The sequence below is a fragment of the Niallia sp. Marseille-Q9988 genome, from assembly GCF_976954375.1.
The window spans coordinates 105,776-124,520 of sequence record NZ_CDRJSZ010000008.1; the positions used below are offsets into that span (position 1 = coordinate 105,776).

The following is an 18,745-nucleotide window of genomic DNA, read 5'->3' on the forward strand; positions in this document are numbered from 1 at the left end:
TAATAGGTTTTCTTTGGAAGTTAAAGCTAGATAAAAGAGACATTTTTTCATGAGGATTAGGTTATATTCCCCTTTCTCTATAATTTAAAATAAAAAGACCCCCACCAGTTAAGGTAAGAGTCCTTTTAAATGTAATGACAACAACTACCATTAAACAATACACCCTATCATAGATAGGTGTCAGACGATCACGACAAGGTGATCTAACATAATTTATACTCTAATAATAAACAATAACTTTCTTTATGTCAAGAGATAAACATATATCCTATCTATGAAAGAGTACGTTATTATTTTATTCAATATTATCAATATTATGCTAGGCGGTCAAAGATTTAATATCCAAACATATACATTAATCTGGACTTCAATAATTTCATATCTTTCTTTTCAATATTAAATATCAAATCACCAATACGACTAATGTCTATAGTTTTAATATCTTCACATTTTATAGCTGATAATTCTTCTAATTCCTTGTATTTATTTTTATATAAAAAGAAATGATTTTTATACTTAGGTATTTTCTTTCCATGAGCCACACTATAAGGGAATTTTGTAGATATAGGTATAACCACTACAGTTTCCCCAGTATTTAAGTGATTAGGAGAGACTATTACTGCAGGTCTAGTTTTATTTTTCTCAGCACCCAAATTACCTTTCCCAAAATTGACCCAATACACTCCACCACGAAAAACATCTCTAATTGGTGGCTTTTTACCTCTTACTTTTGGTTTACTGGCATGTGAATTTAGCATTTTTTCTTTATCATCCATTAATTTGTATTTTTCAGATAACCATTCTGCTGATTGTCTAATATTCTCATTTTTATTCCACGGCATAACTTTACCTCCCATATTTCTCTATATTTTACCATATTAAGAGAATAGCAGGGAGGAAATTATTCGAAATAAAGAACATTTTGTCAGTTGTTGCGGTTTCCGGGGAAATCTTTGAGAACTTGGAAATTTAACTCCGAGTCTTTTTATGCTATTCGTTATTTACCATTTCACTAATTGTGTTTTCAAGTTCTTCGATACGCTGCTCTAAAGAAGTTATATAAACCCTTGCAGTAGGATATACAAGTCCTTTCAAACTAACTCGTAAATCGACAACTTCTGAAGGTTGAGGATTTTCATTAATTAATTTATCCACTTGAGCTTGAAAACCTTCTCCATATGATTGAACATTTTTTATATGGTACTTCAATACGTTTTAAATTATCATTAAAAAGGTTTCGGTAATCTCTATTTATATTTGTCCCTAATGTTGGATAAGGATAATTAGGCATCTATAATACTCCTTTCAAGTAATAAAAGGATACTTTTATTTAGTAGTATCCTTTGTTTGTTTCAACTCATTTAATTGTCCTTCTAAATCTTGTATGTATGCGTCTTTCATTGCTAAGGTCACCTGTAAATTAGCCAATTGTTGAGCAAGATTCCCCATTACGATTTGTTCATTTACAGTAACTTGTTTTTTCTCAGCCATTTTCAATTCACCGCCATTTCTAAATCAGCAATTTTATGTTCAGCTTCTTCTAACCTTGTTATCAGTTCTTGAGTAGCTTTCCTGTTCATAGATAAACCTTTATACATATTAATTGTGTCACCTTTTCTAAGCATAGGTGCCGCTTCTGCAATAAAACCTATTTGTTTATTGTCGTATATACCTTCATTTAAATCACTTTTCAAGAAATATGTGAATATTGTCTTTATAAAGTACACTAGATGCTGGATTGAATTCGCTCGCATATATTGGTCTATAAGTAACTCCATTACCTTCGTTGTATCCAGCGTGATCTGTAACTCTAACAGCTCAGTATACATCATCTAATAACAAACAAAAAACCCACTTTCCATATGAATTTAATTTCATACAAAAAATGAGTTTAGTTTATCATCATAAATATTATGATTTTTGATATAGTATATCGTAGCTTAAGCTCCAACTCCCTTTCTGTATGGTTCCAATTCCATACCAAAAAGTGAGTTTTCCCTTATCCTTATCTAGCTTACTCGCCTAAATCGACGTTATGATATACTTGCTGCACATCATCTAAATCTTCAATCGCATCAATCATTTTCTCGAATTGTGCTTGTGCTTCTGGATCTAATGTTACATCGTTTTGTGCAAGCATTGTTAGCTCGGCTACGGTGAATTCTGTTACACCAGCTTGTTTAAATGCTTCTTGTACTGCGTGGAATTGATCTGGCTCTGCGTATACAATAACAGAATCTTCTTCTTCCATAATATCGCGTACATCTACATCTGCTTCCATTAGAAGCTCTAATGCTTCTTCTTCTGTTTTTCCTTCTACCCCAATAACGGCTGTTGCATCAAACATATAAGAAACGGAACCACTTACTCCCATGTTTCCACCATTTTTACCAAATGCGGCACGAACATCTGAAGCTGTTCTGTTTACGTTATTTGTTAAAGCATCAACGATTACCATCGAACCGTTAGGACCAAAGCCTTCATAGCGAAGCTCATCATATGTTTCTTCGGAACCGCCTTTTGCTTTTTCAATTGCACGGTCAATAATATGTTTTGGTACACTATATGTTTTTGCGCGCTCTAGGACAACTTTTAGCGCTTGATTAGATTCTGGATCTGGTTCCCCTTGTTTTGCCGCTACAAAAATTTCACGGCCGAATTTTGCATAAATACGACTAGTATTTGCATCTTTTGAAGCTTTTTTGTCTTTAATATTGTTCCATTTACGACCCATTATGAACACTCTCTTTCTGCTTATACATTCAACTTATTTATTATAGATAAAAACACAGCATTTCTTCAACTTTTATTGATTGTATTTCGCGTTTATCTACCTGCCATTTCTTAAAGCCACTAACATTATACATGAAATGGCCATTTTATTCAGCTTTTTGTTAAAAACTTTGTGGCAAAGCTTAGACAAATTTGTCCAGAGAAAATTCTAACATTACTTTTATATCCGCTATTTAGGCTCCTTCTCTATACATTAGTCGGAAATTCTCCGCTTATTCGTTCTCCTGCTACTAAAAAATCACAATGAATAATAACAGCGCCTAATACAAAAAACTTGCAACAAATAAAAAGTTACAAGTTTTTATATCTAACACTGGTTTTGCACTAATAGCTTTTCTCTCATTCCCTTTGCTGCCTCTACCATTACTTCTAGTGCACCGATTGTTTCCTCTTCATTCCTTGTCTTCAAGCCACAATCCGGATTAATCCAGAATAAGCGTGGATCAAGAACAGCTAGAGCGTTTTCGATGTTTTCGGTAATTTCTTCTTTTGTTGGCACTCTTGGACTATGTATATCATATACGCCAAGTCCAATTCCTTTTTCGTATGTTTTCTTTGCAAATGTTTGAATAAATTCCCCGTGACTTCTGGATGTTTCGATAGAAATCACATCGACATCGAGTGCATCAATGGCATCAATAATGTCCTCAAAATTCGAGTAGCACATATGTGTATGAATTTGCGTTTCTCTTTCCACAGACGTTGTTGCAAGTTTAAAAGAGTAGACAGCTGCATCTAAATATTTCTTCCATTTTTCTTTTTTTAGTGGCAGTCCTTCCCGAAGAGCTGGTTCATCTACTTGAATCATACGAATATTGTTTCTCTCAAGCTCCTCCACTTCTTTCTTGAGACTGAAAGCGATTTGCTTCGCTACTTCTGCTCTTGAAATATCATCTCTTACAAATGACCAGTTCAAAATGGTGATTGGCCCTGTCAGCATTCCTTTTACAGGTTTAGTCGTCAGACTTTGCGCATAGACCGTTTCTTTCACGGTCATTGGATTCTCATATGCGACATCACCATAAATAATGGGTGGCTTCACACAACGAGAACCATAGGATTGAACCCAAGCAAACCTAGTAAACTGAAAGCCGGCTAGCTTCTCACCAAAATACTCCACCATATCTGTCCGTTCAAATTCTCCATGAACAAATACTTCTAACTCTAAATCCTCTTGTATCTCTATCCATTTTTTAATTTCTGCTTGAATAAAAGTCTCATACTCTTCATTGGTTATTTCTCCTTTTCGCCATTTTAACCGCTCCTTCCGCACTTCCTTCGTCTGTGGAAAACTTCCGATTGTCGTTGTCGGAAGAATTGGAAGTTTGAAAGCTTCTTGTTGTGCTTGCTGTCTTATTTTTGCATTATCGCTTCTTTCTGGTTTGCCAGCAGCCCTTTTTAATTCTTCTTGAAGAACTTGATTATTTCTTGCACTGGACGAGTTCAATCTAATAATCGCTTCTTTACTTTTATCGATTTGAGCTCGAATGACTGCTTTTCCTTTTCTGGCTCCCTCTGTTAACGTATTTATTTCTTGTAATTTTTCATCTGCAAAGGAAAGTGCCTCTTTTAAAATCAAATCTATTTGCTCTTCCTTCACCGTTACTGGTACATGAAGCAAGCTTGATGACGGCTGGATGATTATCTTGTCACTTCCGATAGCCTTCTGTATTTCTGCAAGCAGCTCTCCCTTTTCTTCCAAATTAGCTCTCCACACATTTCTGCCATCAATAATACCTGCAGCAAGGACTTTCTCTTTTGGAAATCCATATTGCTGAATAGATGCTAAATTCTCTCCGTCATCGTGAACAAAATCTAAACCAATTCCTGCGACAGGTAACGAAATAATCGTTTTATAATCTGTCACAGCGTCAAAATAGGTTTGAAGAATCACTTTTAATTTTGGGGCCGCCTTTTGCAATGTTTGATAGATTTGCTGTGTAATGTTCCATTCTCTTGGTGTGACATCTGTAACTAAATATGGTTCATCTATTTGAAGCCATTCCACTCCCTCTCTTTCTAGCTCTGTTAAAATTTGTGCATATAAAGGGAGATAAGATTCCACTGTTTCTTCTAGCTTATCTTCTTCATAGCCTTTTGCTAATTTTATAAAGGTCAGTGGTCCTAACAATACCGGTTTTCCCTCGATTCCTAATGCTTCCTTTGCTTCCCGGAAAAATGCCAGTGGGCGATTCTCTGTTAATAGTGGCTTTCTTTCTCCCAGCTCTGGCACCATATAGTGATAGTTTGTATTGAACCATTTTTTCATGGCTGATGCTACTGCAAACTTATTTCCTCTAGCAATCTGAAAATAAGTTTGCAAGGGAACCTTCCCCCCATTATAAGCAAATCTAGCTGGCACTTGCCCAAACATCGCAGCCGTATCTAATACATGATCGTAGAGACTAAAATCACCGACAGGAATTAAATCAATTCCTTGAAGCTTTTGCTTTTGTATGTTTTTTAATCGAAGCTTTTTCGTTTCTTCCAGCAGCTCTTCTCCCGAACTCTCCCCCTTCCAATAACGCTCCAATGCTCTTTTCCATTCTCGTTTCTCTCCAATTCTTGGATAGCCTAAATTAGAACTTTTATACATGCTGTTTCCCCATTTCCGATTTTTTTATCTCTAGCAAAAGTTAGTCAAAAAAAGAGCCGGACGTCCACATATCTATATAGAAGCTCTCTACTTTCTTGCTTCCTAGATAAACAGTGGAGTCAGACTCTTATGAGATTTCTCATTTAAGTTCAGCACTAACTAGAGTTGAGACAATTCTTCTCCCAACACATATTCTCCCTCCTCTATATCCACGTAGAGTAGCTTACTTACAAATAGGCAGGTCTCCTGACTTAGGATCATCACTCCTTCTCTCCTTCCCATCTAGTTAAGACAGTGGATATGAGAATTTGTTCCTCCTTACAGTGGCGGGACCGCGCCGGATTCTAACCGGTCTTCCCTTTTAAGCCATGAATGGGAATTCATAAGCACCTATTTGCGCTATTTAATTTTCAGTTCATTTCTATAATAAAAAATAAAAACCTCCCTTTATAAAAAAGAGAGGTTTCGTCGTGTATCTTTATCCCCCTCTTATCTTTCAAAGCATCATCGCTTTGCTGGAATTAGCACCTTTTCTTAAAAAAGAATGGTTGCTGAGGTATCAACGGGCCAGTCCCTCCACCTCTCTACATAAGAGTTTTTTATGTACTTTTTCGAATTAACAAAATATTAGCACGGTAATTTCTCATTGTCAATTCTTGTTTTACATACTGTATATAATTTTTTATTTCTTTTGGATACGTAAAATTTTCAAGATTATTCCCTTTTACATGCCTTTTCCTATTTTTACATAATAGATTTCTTTCCAGCCCTTCTTGATTACGAACACTTGTTCTGTTATGATAAAAAAGTAAGGAGATGATTTAGATGCTGCGCGATCGAGGCACAATTAAATGGTCAGCGATGATGATGCCTGAACATGTTCAAAGTATAAAAGAGATTTTAGTGGAATCACAAAAAATAAAAATGCCTATTTTAGAAGAAGATAAAATACGCGAAATGGAGTTACTGTTACTTGAAGGAATCGAATATAATCTTTTGCTTCACTTTGAGATTTTTCATGATGGAGCTATCAGATGTTTATCTGGAAAAACAACTTCTATAGACCATCTAAACCGAGAGCTTCGTATTCTCGATACGAATAATCATACGCACTCCATTCCTTTTCCCAGCTTGGTAAACATACAAAACGATTAATAAAAGGAGCATTACCGTGTTTGATTATACGCAATTTCCAAATAGATCCATTCTTTGTGTAGATATGAAAAGCTTTTATGCGAGCATTATTGCTGTCACAGAAGGATTAGATCCTCTCACCTGCCATCTTGTGGTTGTTGGCAATACCGACCAAAAGGGCAGTGTCGTCTTAGCGGCATCTCCTGCCATGAAGAAAGACTTTCGCATAAAAACAGGCTCAAGACTTTTTGAACTACCAGATGATCCAAGAATTATCGTGCGAAATCCGAAAATGGGACTATTCATTCGAGTATCGACCGAGATAACGAAATTATTTTTCCGATATGTGCCCCCCTCTGCTGTCCATACCTATTCTGTCGATGAAAGCTTTCTTGATGTAAGTGGAATGGGAAAAACCTTTGGCACACCAATGGAAATAGCTCAGAAAATGAAAGGCGATATTATGCGCGAGTTTGGGCTGCCTTCGACAATTGGCATCGGACCCAATATGCTCATGGCAAAGCTTTGTCTTGATTTAGAAGCGAAAAAAGTAGATGGTGGTATAAGCACATGGTCTTATGAGGACATTCCCCATAAATTATGGCCTATTTCCCCGCTGCGCGATATGTGGGGAATTGGAAAACGAACAGAAAAAACGTTAAACAATATGGGGATATTTTCGGTTGGCCAGTTAGCACGCTATGATTTAACCTTACTTGAGAAGAAATTTGGGATTATGGGGAATCAGCTTTACCACCATGCCTGGGGAATTGATTTATCGGAAATTGGTGCACCCATTATGCAAGGACAAATTAGCTACGGGAAAAGCCAGATATTGCTGCGAGATTATAAAGAAATCCACGAAATAAAATCCGTTCTCCTTGAAATGTGTGAGGATGTAGCAAAAAGAGCCAGAAGCAATCATCATGCAGGAAGAACCATCACTTTAGGAATTTCTTACAGCAAAGATGAATTTGGCGGTGGTTTTCAACGATCTCGAACAATCGAAAACCCAACAAATGTAACGATGATTATTTATCAGGTCTGCCTTGAATTATTTCACGAAAACTACCGGGGACAAACGGTTAGACAAATTTCTGTTTCTATTACAAAATTAGAGAATGATTATGAAATGCAATTAGATTTATTTGACACAGGCGGGTGGAAAAAAAGGAAGCTTGGCTATGTTGTCGATACGATTCGAAATCGCTATGGCTCGACCGCCATCTTGCGTGCTGTTTCCTACACCTCTGGGGGTACAGCCCTAAAGCGCGCTAATTTACTTGGTGGACATAAAAAATAAGAAATGAGGTGGATTGATGTTAAAACAAATTCGATTAAAAGAGGAAAGCATTCCTTCCAAAAATACTTATCCCTTTATAATCCCTGCACTCCGCCATTTTAGCTCCCTTGATTTTAAAAAGAAGGTGACGTTTTTTGTTGGGGAAAATGGCTCTGGAAAGTCTACCTTGCTTGAAGCTATTGCCTATCAATGCCAATTTAATACAGCAGGCGGTGGCAGAAATAACAGCTATGATGTTCATTCTTCCCAATCCGATTTGGGAGAATATCTACAGTTATCATGGTCTCCTACTAAGCTTACGAACGGATTTTTTCTGCGGGCGGAATCCTTTTATGAATTTGCTACACATATTGATCAACTAGAAAGTGCGAATAAATATGCGAGTTATGGCGGAAAATCATTATTACAGCAGTCCCATGGCGAATCCTTCCTATCTCTCTTTCTTCACCGTTTTAAAGGAGAAGCGATTTATTTATTAGATGAGCCGGAAGCTGCGCTATCACCACAACGGCAATTAAGCTTTCTCCGCATCCTCCATGATTTAGCAGAGACCGAAGAATGCCAATTTATTATTGCGACTCATTCTCCGATTTTATTAGGCTATCCGAATGCGACAATTCTTAGCTTTGATGGCGACCAAATGGAGGAAGTCGAATACGAAAATACAGAGCATTATCAAATTACCAAATACTTTTTACAATATCGAGAGAAAATGCTGCGAGATATATTGGAGGAAGAAATAGAGGGTATGTAAAAATTGGATATTCTCCTCTTAATCAGTAAATAGTATAACTATCTGATTACTTAAGGAGATTATTATGATTGGATTATTACTCTCTGTCTTTATCTTTAATTTTATTGCCTATATAACGAATAAAAAATTAACGCATAATCAAATTTTACATATATGGATATTTACTATCGCTTTTCAACTGCTGTTTGATTTATATATTGATGTAGGATACCATGCCTACTGGTACTTCAGTAAATCAGAGGTGGATTGGGAATCAATCATTCATATTTTACTATTGGTACCACCTGTAAATATTATTTTCCTAAATCTTTATCCGATGAAGAAAAAGATTCTATATAAAATTTTATTTATTTTCATGTGGAATCTTATCATTGTAGGATATGAATGGTTCACTTTATTACCATCACCATGGGGATATTTTCATTATGGCTGGTGGAAAATCTCCTACTCCTTTTGCATCAATCCCATTTTACTATTTATTTTAATAAAATATTATAAGCTAGTAACCAAACTGGAGAAGAAATCCCGTTCGGCGACGGAATGATTATTCTGTTGCTTCTTGAGATCATAACGAATACTCCTTTAGCAACTCCCTCTTTTCTTTCTTCTACAGTTTGACTTAAAATGATGAAACGTTTTATTCTATACACCGATTAAAACAGCCCTTATACCTATTGACTTCACTATTCCGAACGGAAACCAGGACTATCAACTCATATTTTTTTATAAAGTAATAAAAAAATACGACTTTATACCTTGAAATAACCGAATAAAGTGGTAAAATTAAATTTGGGCAAATTTTACGAAAGTAAAAGACGCAAAGCCACGGGCCTAACGCAATTGCTATGGTAGCCGGGTTGCCAAGATTATACATATATCTTGTTGAAAAATCTTCCTGTCTAATTTGCCTTATAAAATTAGAAAAGAGGAATGTTATGTTTTATCCAACCGTTGTAACTGAAAAGCCGTGTATTAGACATGTTGTAAAGGACAAGAATTACTGTATGTGTGGTTCGAAATACAAATCGTATTCTACCTTTAAAAAATCAGACTTTAAGCGAATTGAATTCAAGCAGCTTACAGATATCACCTGTCCTTACTGCCAGTCCATCATTAATTAATGATGGATTTTTTCCTTTTTCCCCTCTTCGCAGAAAACTCAACTACATAAACAATTTCTATACTCATTCCGCTTCGAATACATTTTTAGGATAATCTCAAAAAATTCACGGAAAATAAAAGCGATTTCATTTTTAATGAAAAACTTTTAAAATGGAGATGACAGCCTATGTCGATTGTCTTTTTACGAATATGCATGGTTCTGATTAGTTGGGGAAGCTTATTGTTTCTTCCGAAATCGATTATCAAAAAGTTTCTTCCTGTTACTTTTTTCTCTGCGTCTATTCTTTTAATCGAGACGCTTTTATCGCTTATCTTTAAATGGTGGAAAGTAAAAGGCGGATTAAATTCTTTAGTCGCAGATGCATTGGGATTTATATTCGGCCCTTTTGTAGCGATTAATATTTGGATATTTCATTTAACACATAAGAAGTTTCTACTATACACACTAATAAACTTCATAATGGATCTTATTTTTGCTTTTCCATTAAATACATTTTTTCAAAAAGTAGGCTTTTATAAATTAAAGAAATTCACCTCTATTCATTTATTCTTTATTTCATATGGCCTGTCTTTTCTTAATTACTGGTTTCAAAAATTTATTGTATCAGATAAAAATATAGAGAATGCTCACTAAGAAGCATTCCCTAATCTTTATCTGGCTTCCCATTCAGCAACTTCTTTACGGACAAGTGGAGCTACTTCTGTTCCAAGCAATTCAATTGCTCTAAGCACTTGATCATGGGGCATGCTGCCAACGGGAACGTGGAGCATAAACCGAGTAATGCCTACATTTTTGCGAAGAGCAATAATCTTGTCTGCGACCGTGCGCGGATCTCCTACATACAGTGCACCATTTTCACTCCGCGCTGCATCAAATGTCTCTCTTGTATAGGCTCCCCATCCTCTTTCTTTTCCAAGAACATTCATGGCATATTGTGTGGATGGGAAGAACGCATCTGCAGCACTTTCTGTTGTCTCTCCAACAAATCCATGGGAATGAGAAGCAACCGTTAATTTCTTCGGATCGTGGCCGACATGCTCTCCTGCACGGTAATAAAGGTCAACAAGTGGAGCAAACTGCGCTGGATTCCCTCCAATAATCGCTAACACTAATGGTAAACCAAGGATACCGGCACGGACAACGGACTCACTGTTCCCACCACTTCCAATCCAAATCGGCAATGGATCCTGTACTGGCCGAGGATAAACCCCAAGATTATTAATACTTGGACGATGCTTTCCACTCCATGTCACTTTTTCAGATGCCTGTAATTTTAAAAGCAAATCTAATTTTTCATCAAATAATTCATTATAATCATTTAAATCATAGCCAAAGAGCGGAAATGATTCGATAAAGGAGCCGCGACCTGCCATAATTTCGGCACGTCCATTTGAGAGTCCGTCCAATGTTGCAAAATCTTGAAATACTCGAACTGGATCATCAGAGGAAAGAACGCTAACTGCACTTGTTAAGCGGATCCGGCTTGTTTGTGTAGCTGCCGCTGCTAAAATCAGCGCAGGTGCTGATGCCGCGTAATCCTTTCGATGATGCTCCCCTACTCCAAAGACATCTAATCCCACTTTATCTGCTAAAATTATTTCCTCTACTACTTGACGAATTCGTTCTGCATGACTAACGACCTTCCCTGAATGAGGGTCTGGTGTCGTTTCCACAAATGTACTTATTCCTATCTCCACTATTGTATATCCCCCTTAATCAAAAGCAAAAAATCAAACTAGGTACTACTTCTCTAATTAAAACAGGAGATGTCTCGAATTACAACTATTGTGTGCTACTGATAAAAAAGTAATGAACTTCCTGCTCCTTTCCCTTACAATAAGGGAAACATACATCATTTAACTGGAGGGATACGATGTTTCAGCATACAATCGATAAAGATTTAGCATTAAGAGTGTTTCGTTTAGACGATGCGGAAGAATTTTTTCAATTAACGATTAAAAATAAAGCCTATTTAAAAGAGTGGCTTGGCTGGCTCGATTATACGAACACAGTAGAAGATACGAAAGAAAATATTCGTGGAAGATTGCAAGGAATGGTGGAAACAGGTGGCTATCCAAAATCAGTAGCTATTTCTTATAAGGGAAAAATTGCTGGAACGATTGGCTACAATGAGATTAACCGTACAAGCAGAATTGGGAAAATCGGCTATTGGTTAGGAGAAGAATATCAAGGAAAGGGAATTATGACAAAAGCATGCGAAGCATTCATTACATATGGCTTTACAGAATTAGATCTTAATCGCATCGAAATTGCCGCAGCAACCGGGAACAAGAAAAGCAGAGCCCTGCCAGAAAGACTAAAATTCACAGAAGAAGGTACGATTAGACAAGCCGAATGGCTTTATGATCATTATGTAGACCATGTTATCTATGGGCTGTTACGCGAAGAATGGGCAAGAAATCATAGCTGATTTGCTTGGAGTGATAAAATGAAAATCATGGAAGTCAGCCCCTTTTCAGAGGATGCAAAAATGCTCATGGAGGAATTATCCTCAACCCTTGAATTTCTAACAGGAAGCAGTGGGCAAAATTCAATTCAATTAGTTGATTTGACGAAACCAAACGCGAAATTCGTTGTTGCGTATGAAAAAGGAATGCCTGTTGGTTGCGGTTCCTTTCGCCCACTCACTCCTGACATTGCCGAAATAAAAAGGATGTATGCGAAATATCCTGGTCAACAAATTGGAAAAACGATCCTTCTGCATTTAGAAGCATTAGCCAAAAAATCCGGCTACAAAAAAATCTGGTTGGAAACAAGAGTAAAAAACAGAAATGCTGTTGCATTCTATCAGAAAAATGGCTATAGCAAAATAGAAAATTATGGGAAATATGAGCATATACCAGAAGCTATATGCTTTGCAAAAGTCTTAGATTAGATGCTCCAATACTATTAGACATAACAAAAAAGGATGGGATACGATTGTTTTATAAACTGACAAAAAAACAACAAGATGATATGATTGCCGATATTCAATTCTTCTTTTCTGAAGAAAGAGAGGAAGACATCTCCGAATTCGCTGCTGAAAGAGTGTTAGACTTCGTGAAGGAATCCCTTGCTCCCCATTTTTATAATGCTGGGGTTAAAGACGCAAGAAAAATAGTCGAAGAAAGAACTAGCGCTCTTGAAGACGAGCTATTAACACTAGAAAGACCGCTTAAATAAGAGCTCTCTATCTTCTACTTCAATCCAAGGGTGAGAGTAAGCTCTCCCCTTCTTTTTGTTCTTTTTCAAAAATTAATTCCATCGTTAAAGCCATCCCACCATTTCCAAAAGGCGGCGTTAGGATACTATGAAGCTGCCCTCCCTTTTTTCCGTCTCCTTACACGAAATATACTTCTTATTGGTTTCATGCTTTTTTCTTACATAAATTTATTTATTTGGCATATATTATAAACGAACAAATGTTCTGAAAAACCTTTAAAAAGAACAAACGTTCTGTTATTATATGGAGTATAGAAGGAGTGTGTTTTTCATGATTAAAGACCGTGGAACAAAAAAATGGGTGGCGATGATGCTGCCAGAACATGTTGCTGCTGTGAAAGAAGAACTATTAAATGAGAAAAAGGTGAAAAAACCAGAATTAGATCAAGAAAAGCTAAATGACATCGATTTACTGATTCACGAAGGAATGGAGTACCATTTATCCCTAAAATTCTCCTTATTCAAACAGGGTTTTATCGAAATACTGATTGGAAGAACAGTTTTTATTGACTACATAAAAAAAGAGCTTCGAATCGAGGATGAAAACAATACCATTCACTACATTCCGTTTCATATGCTAATCGATGTGGAACGTCGATAATTTAGAGGAAGACATCATGAATAGACTATCAAAGGAAGAAATAAAAATACTGGAGCATCTCATTTATTTACCTCTCTTACTAGCTGTTTTAGAAAGAGATTACCAGCAAGCAAAAACAACTCCCTTTAAGTTAAACCAAGTCTATATAAACCTTATAGAAAATACAATGTTAAAAGTCCAAGCCGATTTAAAAGGATTCAAGGAGAAATTGTATAAAAATAACATGAAACTGGTAAAGGGAAATACAGATAAAAGCTTTACCGAATATCATTATTATGTGGCCAACTATCATGAAGTCCGTCGTTATACTAATGCAGTATTAAAAGCAAATACGGAAAAGCTATTATGCTACTATTTGTTTAAGGAAAATGCTGGTTAATTAGCAAGAATCTTTGAAAAGCTACAAATGAATCTCCCTCACCATAAAAAAGCAATGTCCTCCTACAAGTAGGAAACATTGCTTTTATCCCTTATCCATACACTTTAATTATTTCGTGAAAAAAGAATCGGAATACAAACTATTTTGTTCGTTATCCATCCTCTACTACGATATTCCATATATGTACAGCATATAAATCTTCTATTGTTTACGATTGCTAAAAAAGTTATGTGAGCTTACTAATTGCTTCCATAATAGCTGACACATCCTCTTCTTTCTTTACTGTGAATAAATAATCAGCTTCTCCTGCTATTGGAGTAAATGCCTCCATACCTGTTTCCTTGTTTTGACGAGCAAGCACATCATCATAAGAGCAGGCAGTTCTTAAACGAAGTGTATCACGGTTGGTTTTGGCAATTCGCTCTTTTAATAGGGTTAACGGAAGATTAAAATGAACAAGAACAGAAGTAAAATCATGTTTTTTATAATAGGAAAGCAATTCCTTGCGACTTGCCTGATTACGATTGGCATTGCTCAAAATAAGATGACAATCCGAGTGATGAACGGCATAATCAACAATCAATTTTGTCAAAGCATGCTTTATATGATTGGTTCCACCTTCTGGCACCAGTTTTTCATAGTGGGTCTGTAAAAATTCACTATGGTTATCTTGGTCGACAACAACCGCGTTTTCAAGCCTGTTTTCCAGCGCTTTTGCAAATGTCGTTTTCCCGCTATGTGTCATGCCAACTGTCATGATGACTAATCTGCTCATCCTTTTCCCCTCCATAAATTAGTTAATACCTTCATTTTACAAAAACCAACTATCTTTTCCTATCAAAATGCCTTTGCTAAAACACTAGAGACATTAGGAGTAGATTGGGGTAAAATCCTCCCTGTTCCAAACTATGATATTAATAAGTACCCAGAATGTCGAAAATACGTAGAAATGGGCTTCCATAACGCACAATTTAATTTCCGCCTTGATAATACAAGAATGGGTGAAATCTTCCAAGGAACAACGCCGAGCAGAAATAATGGAGATTTAAATGTTGTGCCACCACCACAAGGACACCCTGTTCCAGAGCTACCAGATATGCCAAATGAGCATGCATCTGGACTTGCTGATTTAAATAATTAATTCTATCCAACAAAAGGGAGAAGCATGGTGCCTCTTCCTTTTTACTTGCCTTTTTCTACTTTAATTTTAAAAATAATGCATGCAACAAATTGATAATCTACGTCTATTGCCTTTAGCATACAAAAATCGCCCTACTCTGGATGAAATGAGTAGAGCTTTTGTGTGTTCCTAGCTGGCAAAAATATTGGTTGTCCATCCTCTTTATCTTATGCACTATGTGTAATTTTGGATATAGGAAAATACATTTTTTATTCCTAATTCCCTTTGAATATACATAATATACAAGGAACCAAATTAAATTTTTCTTTAAAACTTTTTCTGCAAAGTAATTATATTACCAGAAAGGAGTTACTCTGATGTTTCCCATCTTTTTGGAGTTTATTTCGCAGATAATCTTGATGATTTTTCCAAGTGAGAAATACAAAATCTAATGAATAGGAGGAATATAATTTAATATCGCCATCTATTATGGGATAGTGATATTTTCAAAAAATGTTCTTCCTAAGCAAAATCATTACATACATAAACACAGTTCTAAAACATTTTTTTAGAATCATTTTCTGTATTTATAAAACAAAAATAAAATGTAAATAATTACTATTTATATTATGGGTGTTTACTGGTAAAATGAAGGAAAAATTATACAATGTTAGGAGAAATGATTAATGTGATTGGATTATTAATTTCCGTACTTCTTTTTAACTTCTTTGCCTTTCGGTTGAATAAGCATTTAAACAAGAATCAGATACTACATATTTATATTTTTTCTATCGCATTTCAATTATTATTTGATATAATTATCGATTTTAAGCTGCATGCATATTGGTATTTTACGATAGAAATAGAATGGCATGTTTTATTATATGCTATCTTTCTAGTACCTCCTGTCAATATAATTTTTCTCAATTATTTTCCATTCAAAAAATCTATTTTACATAAAATAACCGCAATCCTACTATGGAATATTGCATTCCTACTCTATGAATTCCTTACTCTATCTCCAGAGCCTTGGGGCTACTTCCATTATGGCTGGTGGAAATGGTGGTACTCGGCTTTACTTAATCCAGTTTTACTAGTAATCGTCATTAAGTATTATCGTTATATACAGAAAATAGAAAGTTCGGTATAACGTTAAACATTGGTTAAATTATCGTTAGCTGCTTTACATATATTTTTTTCCTTTAGGTAATACTATGATTAATAATTATCTAATGGAGCAGGTGAAGATTGGATGAATATGGAAAGGTGGATTTTAATAGGAATCATTGCAATAAGCATCCTTGCCCTTTTCTTTCTTGTTCCCAAAAATAAAGCTAGAGAAGCTTGGATGATATTTTTATCTCTGCAGATCATCACTTGGCCAGCTGGATTACTTGCAGTGGAATGGAACATGATTGATTATCCTATTCAGCTTTTCTCCTTCGCAAACGAATTTAATCGATCAAGCTTCACCTTTGAATTTTTCCTTTTTCCCGTAACAGCAATTATGTTTAATTTATATTACCCGAAAAAAATAAAAAAAACAGGGACCTTTTTTTATTATTTTCTCTTTGCTGGCTTTTTCACCTGCCTGGAAGTCATCATTGAGCGACATACCGAGCTCGTGAACTATATAAGCTGGCATGGATCTTATACGCTAATAACAGTTATGGTTACCTTATTTCTTAATCATACTTATTATCATTGGTTTAAAAAAGGGGTAAAAGGAACAGAGACAAATGAATAAAGAACTAGTTATTTTAATTTTCTCATGGATTACTTGTTTATTTTTGCTCATTAAATTTATTCCGAAAGAGAAAAAAAGGTATTTCCAAATTATTTTTTTGTTTGCTCATGCAACAGCCTGGATATTTCAATATATCCAAGTAAATATAGGGTTAGTAAGTTTTCCTTATCGAGAATTTGAACAGGCAACCAAAATGAGTTTTTCCCTCTATTATGTGGTTTTGCCAACTTTCGCTGTTTTTTTCATGCTTTTTTATCCAGAAAAGCAGAATTGGATGAGAAAATGGATTCATTATCTAATTTTTTGCAACGGTATGCATCTTTATATGTTTTTAGTGGAGAGACATACTGAGCTTGTTCATGATATAAACTGGCATTGGTGGTTTGCTGTCACGATCGACCTATGTATATTATACCTTGTAAAAACATTTGCTTTCTGGTTTAGGAAAGGTTTAAGTGAATCGTCTGACTAAAAAAGCCAAAGTCCACTAAAGGATTTTGGCTTTAAAAATTATGCTAATAAAACAAACATTCAACATCTCACATATTTACGCTTAAAGCCAAGTATGCCTCTATCTAAATCCTTTTGAATTCTTTCTGACACATTTGACATCGTGCTTTTTTTCTTGCCTTTCTTGATTTCAACTAGACCAACCTCTTTAGCCGTTTCTACTGCTTTTTCATGAAGGGGCACATAGGATATGGCAACGGTGTAGATAAAGTTATTCATAGCTGATTTCACCGTATCTGGAGATTGATGAATCGTATTTTTCACTTGATCAAGCATACTTGCAAGCTTGCTTTCACTAAATTCAAAGTCCTGTCTATTTCCTAACAGCCAGCAATAACAGCTCCAGCCTGCAGACATTCGCAGTTCTTCTCCGCTTTGAATCCATTTATCGGCAACCGCTTGCGCAAAATCCGTTTCTGCTAAAGACACGGCCACCACATAATCTGACAGCATAAAGAAATAGGCCGCATCTATCCAGCGTTCAAAATCTTCCTCTGTCATGATATCTGGATCACAAATGACACCAGCAAAATACATCGCATCATAGTTGCCCGTTGCGTATAGCTCTTCTGCTAACGGTTGATTCTTCTTAATTTTCCGAGCAATTGGCTTCATCGCACCAGTAGCTACGCCAAATACTGGCTCGTTTGCACCATTGCCCATATAAAGCTTCTTCGTCCTTTCCTTCCCAAGTGCTTCTAACTCTTGCATCACTGTTTCAAACTCCATTGGTTCCCTTCCTCCTAATGATATAGTATCTTCTAATTATTCGTTCCCTTTATATCTTTCTTCTACCATATAAGCCATAGATTAGATTTAGCAGGAATTATCTATTTGTATATTGAATATGTACTAAAGCTATTTTATTTACAAAGAAGGAGAATTGTCAATGGAGCGCGTATTTCCACTTATTGAAACAGAGCGTTTAGCTTTACGAAACGTAAGCGCTAATGATGCTAAGGATATGTTTACCTACCTATCTGATCAAGATGTTGTTCAACATATGGGGCTAGAACCATATAAGTCTTCTGAAGAAGTGATGGAAGAAATTAATTGGTATAAATCAATCTGGGAAAACGGCACTGGAATCAGATGGTGCATTACATTAAAAGACGAAGATACCGTGATTGGCAGCTGTGGATTTTTGAATATGCAGCAGAAACATTATAAAGCAGAAATAGGATATGAACTAAGCAGAAATTATTGGGGGCAAGGCATTGCTAGCGAGGCTTTAGAAGCTGTGCTTGCCTATGGCTTCAAGCATTTGAACTTAGAAAGAATCGAAGCATTAATCGAACCATTAAATACCTCTTCGCAAAGATTAGTCGAAAAACATGGCTTTCTAAGAGAAGGATTATTAAGACATTATGAATATACTTGCGGGAAATTTGATGATTTATACATGTACTCTATCCTTAAAGGAGATTTTCCTTCTTTAAAGCATACTAAATAGATATTCATAC

General features: G+C 35.8%; 24 protein-coding genes, 1 pseudogene and 3 riboswitches. Of the genes and pseudogenes, 16 read left to right on the forward strand and 9 right to left on the reverse strand.

All coding sequences use genetic code 11. The features are described from left to right. Positions 1–335 precede the first annotated feature (335 nt). The 6 genes from ACWNMZ_RS15835 to metE all read right to left on the reverse strand — a co-directional run bounded on the left by ACWNMZ_RS15835 (position 336) and on the right by metE (position 5,389). Positions 336–842: a type II toxin-antitoxin system PemK/MazF family toxin gene (locus ACWNMZ_RS15835; protein WP_031538038.1), complete on the reverse strand. Its 507-nt coding sequence runs from the start codon at positions 840–842 to the stop codon at positions 336–338. Positions 843–990: 148 nt separating this feature from the next. Next, positions 991–1,209, reverse strand: coding sequence for a hypothetical protein (locus ACWNMZ_RS15840; RefSeq protein WP_152910823.1), 219 nt, complete (start codon positions 1,207–1,209; stop codon positions 991–993). Between the two features lie 117 nt (positions 1,210–1,326). Next, on the reverse strand, positions 1,327–1,491 hold the full coding sequence (locus ACWNMZ_RS15845) for a hypothetical protein (protein ID WP_155986756.1): 165 nt from the start codon (positions 1,489–1,491) through the stop codon (positions 1,327–1,329). A gap of 2 nt (positions 1,492–1,493) precedes the next feature. After that, on the reverse strand, positions 1,494–1,832 hold the full coding sequence (locus ACWNMZ_RS15850; RefSeq protein WP_449598681.1) for a hypothetical protein: 339 nt from the start codon (positions 1,830–1,832) through the stop codon (positions 1,494–1,496). 182 nt (positions 1,833–2,014) lie between these two features. Continuing rightward, positions 2,015–2,734, reverse strand: coding sequence for a YebC/PmpR family DNA-binding transcriptional regulator (locus ACWNMZ_RS15855; protein ID WP_349204504.1), 720 nt, complete (start codon positions 2,732–2,734; stop codon positions 2,015–2,017). Positions 2,735–3,100: 366 nt separating this feature from the next. Next, entirely contained in the window at positions 3,101–5,389 is a 2,289-nt protein-coding gene (gene metE / locus ACWNMZ_RS15860) for a 5-methyltetrahydropteroyltriglutamate--homocysteine S-methyltransferase (protein WP_349204503.1), read from the reverse strand. Positions 5,390–5,608: 219 nt separating this feature from the next. Beyond that, positions 5,609–5,798, reverse strand: a riboswitch (cobalamin riboswitch). A 77-nt stretch (positions 5,799–5,875) separates the two neighbouring features. After that, positions 5,876–5,984: riboswitch (SAM riboswitch) on the reverse strand. A 230-nt stretch (positions 5,985–6,214) separates the two neighbouring features. Here metE and ACWNMZ_RS15865 point away from each other — a divergent pair. The 6 genes from ACWNMZ_RS15865 to ACWNMZ_RS15890 all read left to right on the forward strand — a co-directional run bounded on the left by ACWNMZ_RS15865 (position 6,215) and on the right by ACWNMZ_RS15890 (position 10,336). After that, positions 6,215–6,544, forward strand: a complete 330-nt coding sequence (locus tag ACWNMZ_RS15865; RefSeq protein ID WP_235247648.1) for a YolD-like family protein — start codon at positions 6,215–6,217, stop codon at positions 6,542–6,544. Between the two features lie 64 nt (positions 6,545–6,608). Further along, positions 6,609–7,826, forward strand: coding sequence for a Y-family DNA polymerase (locus ACWNMZ_RS15870; protein WP_268817775.1), 1,218 nt, complete (start codon positions 6,609–6,611; stop codon positions 7,824–7,826). Between the two features lie 13 nt (positions 7,827–7,839). Beyond that, positions 7,840–8,580, forward strand: coding sequence for an AAA family ATPase (locus tag ACWNMZ_RS15875; protein ID WP_031540020.1), 741 nt, complete (start codon positions 7,840–7,842; stop codon positions 8,578–8,580). Between the two features lie 64 nt (positions 8,581–8,644). After that, positions 8,645–9,124 (forward strand): hypothetical protein, encoded by a 480-nt coding sequence (locus ACWNMZ_RS15880; RefSeq protein ID WP_031540022.1) that lies wholly within the window; start codon positions 8,645–8,647, stop codon positions 9,122–9,124. 238 nt (positions 9,125–9,362) lie between these two features. Beyond that, a riboswitch (cyclic di-GMP riboswitch) is annotated at positions 9,363–9,445 on the forward strand. Between the two features lie 70 nt (positions 9,446–9,515). Continuing rightward, a complete protein-coding gene (locus tag ACWNMZ_RS15885) occupies positions 9,516–9,701 on the forward strand; it encodes a hypothetical protein (RefSeq protein ID WP_155986788.1) in 186 nt (61 codons plus the stop codon). A 167-nt stretch (positions 9,702–9,868) separates the two neighbouring features. Continuing rightward, entirely contained in the window at positions 9,869–10,336 is a 468-nt protein-coding gene (locus tag ACWNMZ_RS15890) for a hypothetical protein (protein ID WP_031540023.1), read from the forward strand. Between the two features lie 17 nt (positions 10,337–10,353). Here the strand turns inward: ACWNMZ_RS15890 and ACWNMZ_RS15895 are convergent, their stop codons facing one another. After that, entirely contained in the window at positions 10,354–11,400 is a 1,047-nt protein-coding gene (locus ACWNMZ_RS15895) for an LLM class flavin-dependent oxidoreductase (RefSeq protein WP_031540024.1), read from the reverse strand. 176 nt (positions 11,401–11,576) lie between these two features. Between ACWNMZ_RS15895 and ACWNMZ_RS15900 the strand changes: the two genes are divergently transcribed. The 5 genes from ACWNMZ_RS15900 (at position 11,577) to ACWNMZ_RS15920 (ending at position 13,905) form a co-directional block, all read left to right on the forward strand. After that, a complete protein-coding gene (locus ACWNMZ_RS15900) occupies positions 11,577–12,134 on the forward strand; it encodes a GNAT family N-acetyltransferase (protein WP_031540025.1) in 558 nt (185 codons plus the stop codon). An 18-nt stretch (positions 12,135–12,152) separates the two neighbouring features. After that, the gene (locus tag ACWNMZ_RS15905; protein ID WP_031540026.1) at positions 12,153–12,599 is read left to right on the forward strand and encodes a GNAT family N-acetyltransferase; all 447 of its coding nucleotides are present in this window, start codon (positions 12,153–12,155) and stop codon (positions 12,597–12,599) included. Positions 12,600–12,643: 44 nt separating this feature from the next. Further along, positions 12,644–12,886, forward strand: coding sequence for a DUF2164 domain-containing protein (locus ACWNMZ_RS15910; RefSeq protein ID WP_031540028.1), 243 nt, complete (start codon positions 12,644–12,646; stop codon positions 12,884–12,886). Positions 12,887–13,196: 310 nt separating this feature from the next. Beyond that, entirely contained in the window at positions 13,197–13,526 is a 330-nt protein-coding gene (locus ACWNMZ_RS15915; protein WP_031540030.1) for a YolD-like family protein, read from the forward strand. A gap of 16 nt (positions 13,527–13,542) precedes the next feature. Beyond that, complete coding sequence (locus ACWNMZ_RS15920; RefSeq protein WP_235247650.1) at positions 13,543–13,905, forward strand: hypothetical protein; 363 nt, start codon at positions 13,543–13,545, stop codon at positions 13,903–13,905. A gap of 226 nt (positions 13,906–14,131) precedes the next feature. Here ACWNMZ_RS15920 and ACWNMZ_RS15925 read toward each other — a convergent pair whose 3' ends face one another. Continuing rightward, entirely contained in the window at positions 14,132–14,680 is a 549-nt protein-coding gene (locus ACWNMZ_RS15925) for an ATP-binding protein (protein WP_251627974.1), read from the reverse strand. Between the two features lie 57 nt (positions 14,681–14,737). On the opposite strand from ACWNMZ_RS15925, the pseudogene ACWNMZ_RS15930 reads away from it, so the two are divergent. The 4 genes and pseudogenes from ACWNMZ_RS15930 to ACWNMZ_RS15945 form a co-directional block, all read left to right on the forward strand. Beyond that, a pseudogene (locus tag ACWNMZ_RS15930) lies at positions 14,738–15,046 on the forward strand (manganese catalase family protein); the annotation flags it as partial. A 646-nt stretch (positions 15,047–15,692) separates the two neighbouring features. After that, on the forward strand, positions 15,693–16,175 hold the full coding sequence (locus tag ACWNMZ_RS15935) for a hypothetical protein (protein WP_081836529.1): 483 nt from the start codon (positions 15,693–15,695) through the stop codon (positions 16,173–16,175). A gap of 102 nt (positions 16,176–16,277) precedes the next feature. Further along, complete coding sequence (locus ACWNMZ_RS15940; RefSeq protein ID WP_031534681.1) at positions 16,278–16,772, forward strand: CBO0543 family protein; 495 nt, start codon at positions 16,278–16,280, stop codon at positions 16,770–16,772. Then, positions 16,765–17,244 (forward strand): CBO0543 family protein, encoded by a 480-nt coding sequence (locus tag ACWNMZ_RS15945; RefSeq protein WP_031534680.1) that lies wholly within the window; start codon positions 16,765–16,767, stop codon positions 17,242–17,244. The genes ACWNMZ_RS15940 and ACWNMZ_RS15945 overlap by 8 nt, the downstream gene beginning before the upstream one ends. Before the next feature lie 59 nt (positions 17,245–17,303). On the opposite strand, the gene ACWNMZ_RS15950 is transcribed toward ACWNMZ_RS15945, so the two are convergent. Beyond that, positions 17,304–18,011: a DNA alkylation repair protein gene (locus ACWNMZ_RS15950; protein ID WP_031534678.1), complete on the reverse strand. Its 708-nt coding sequence runs from the start codon at positions 18,009–18,011 to the stop codon at positions 17,304–17,306. 160 nt (positions 18,012–18,171) lie between these two features. Between ACWNMZ_RS15950 and ACWNMZ_RS15955 the strand changes: the two genes are divergently transcribed. Next, a complete protein-coding gene (locus tag ACWNMZ_RS15955) occupies positions 18,172–18,735 on the forward strand; it encodes a GNAT family N-acetyltransferase (RefSeq protein WP_031534676.1) in 564 nt (187 codons plus the stop codon). Positions 18,736–18,745 lie beyond the last annotated feature (10 nt).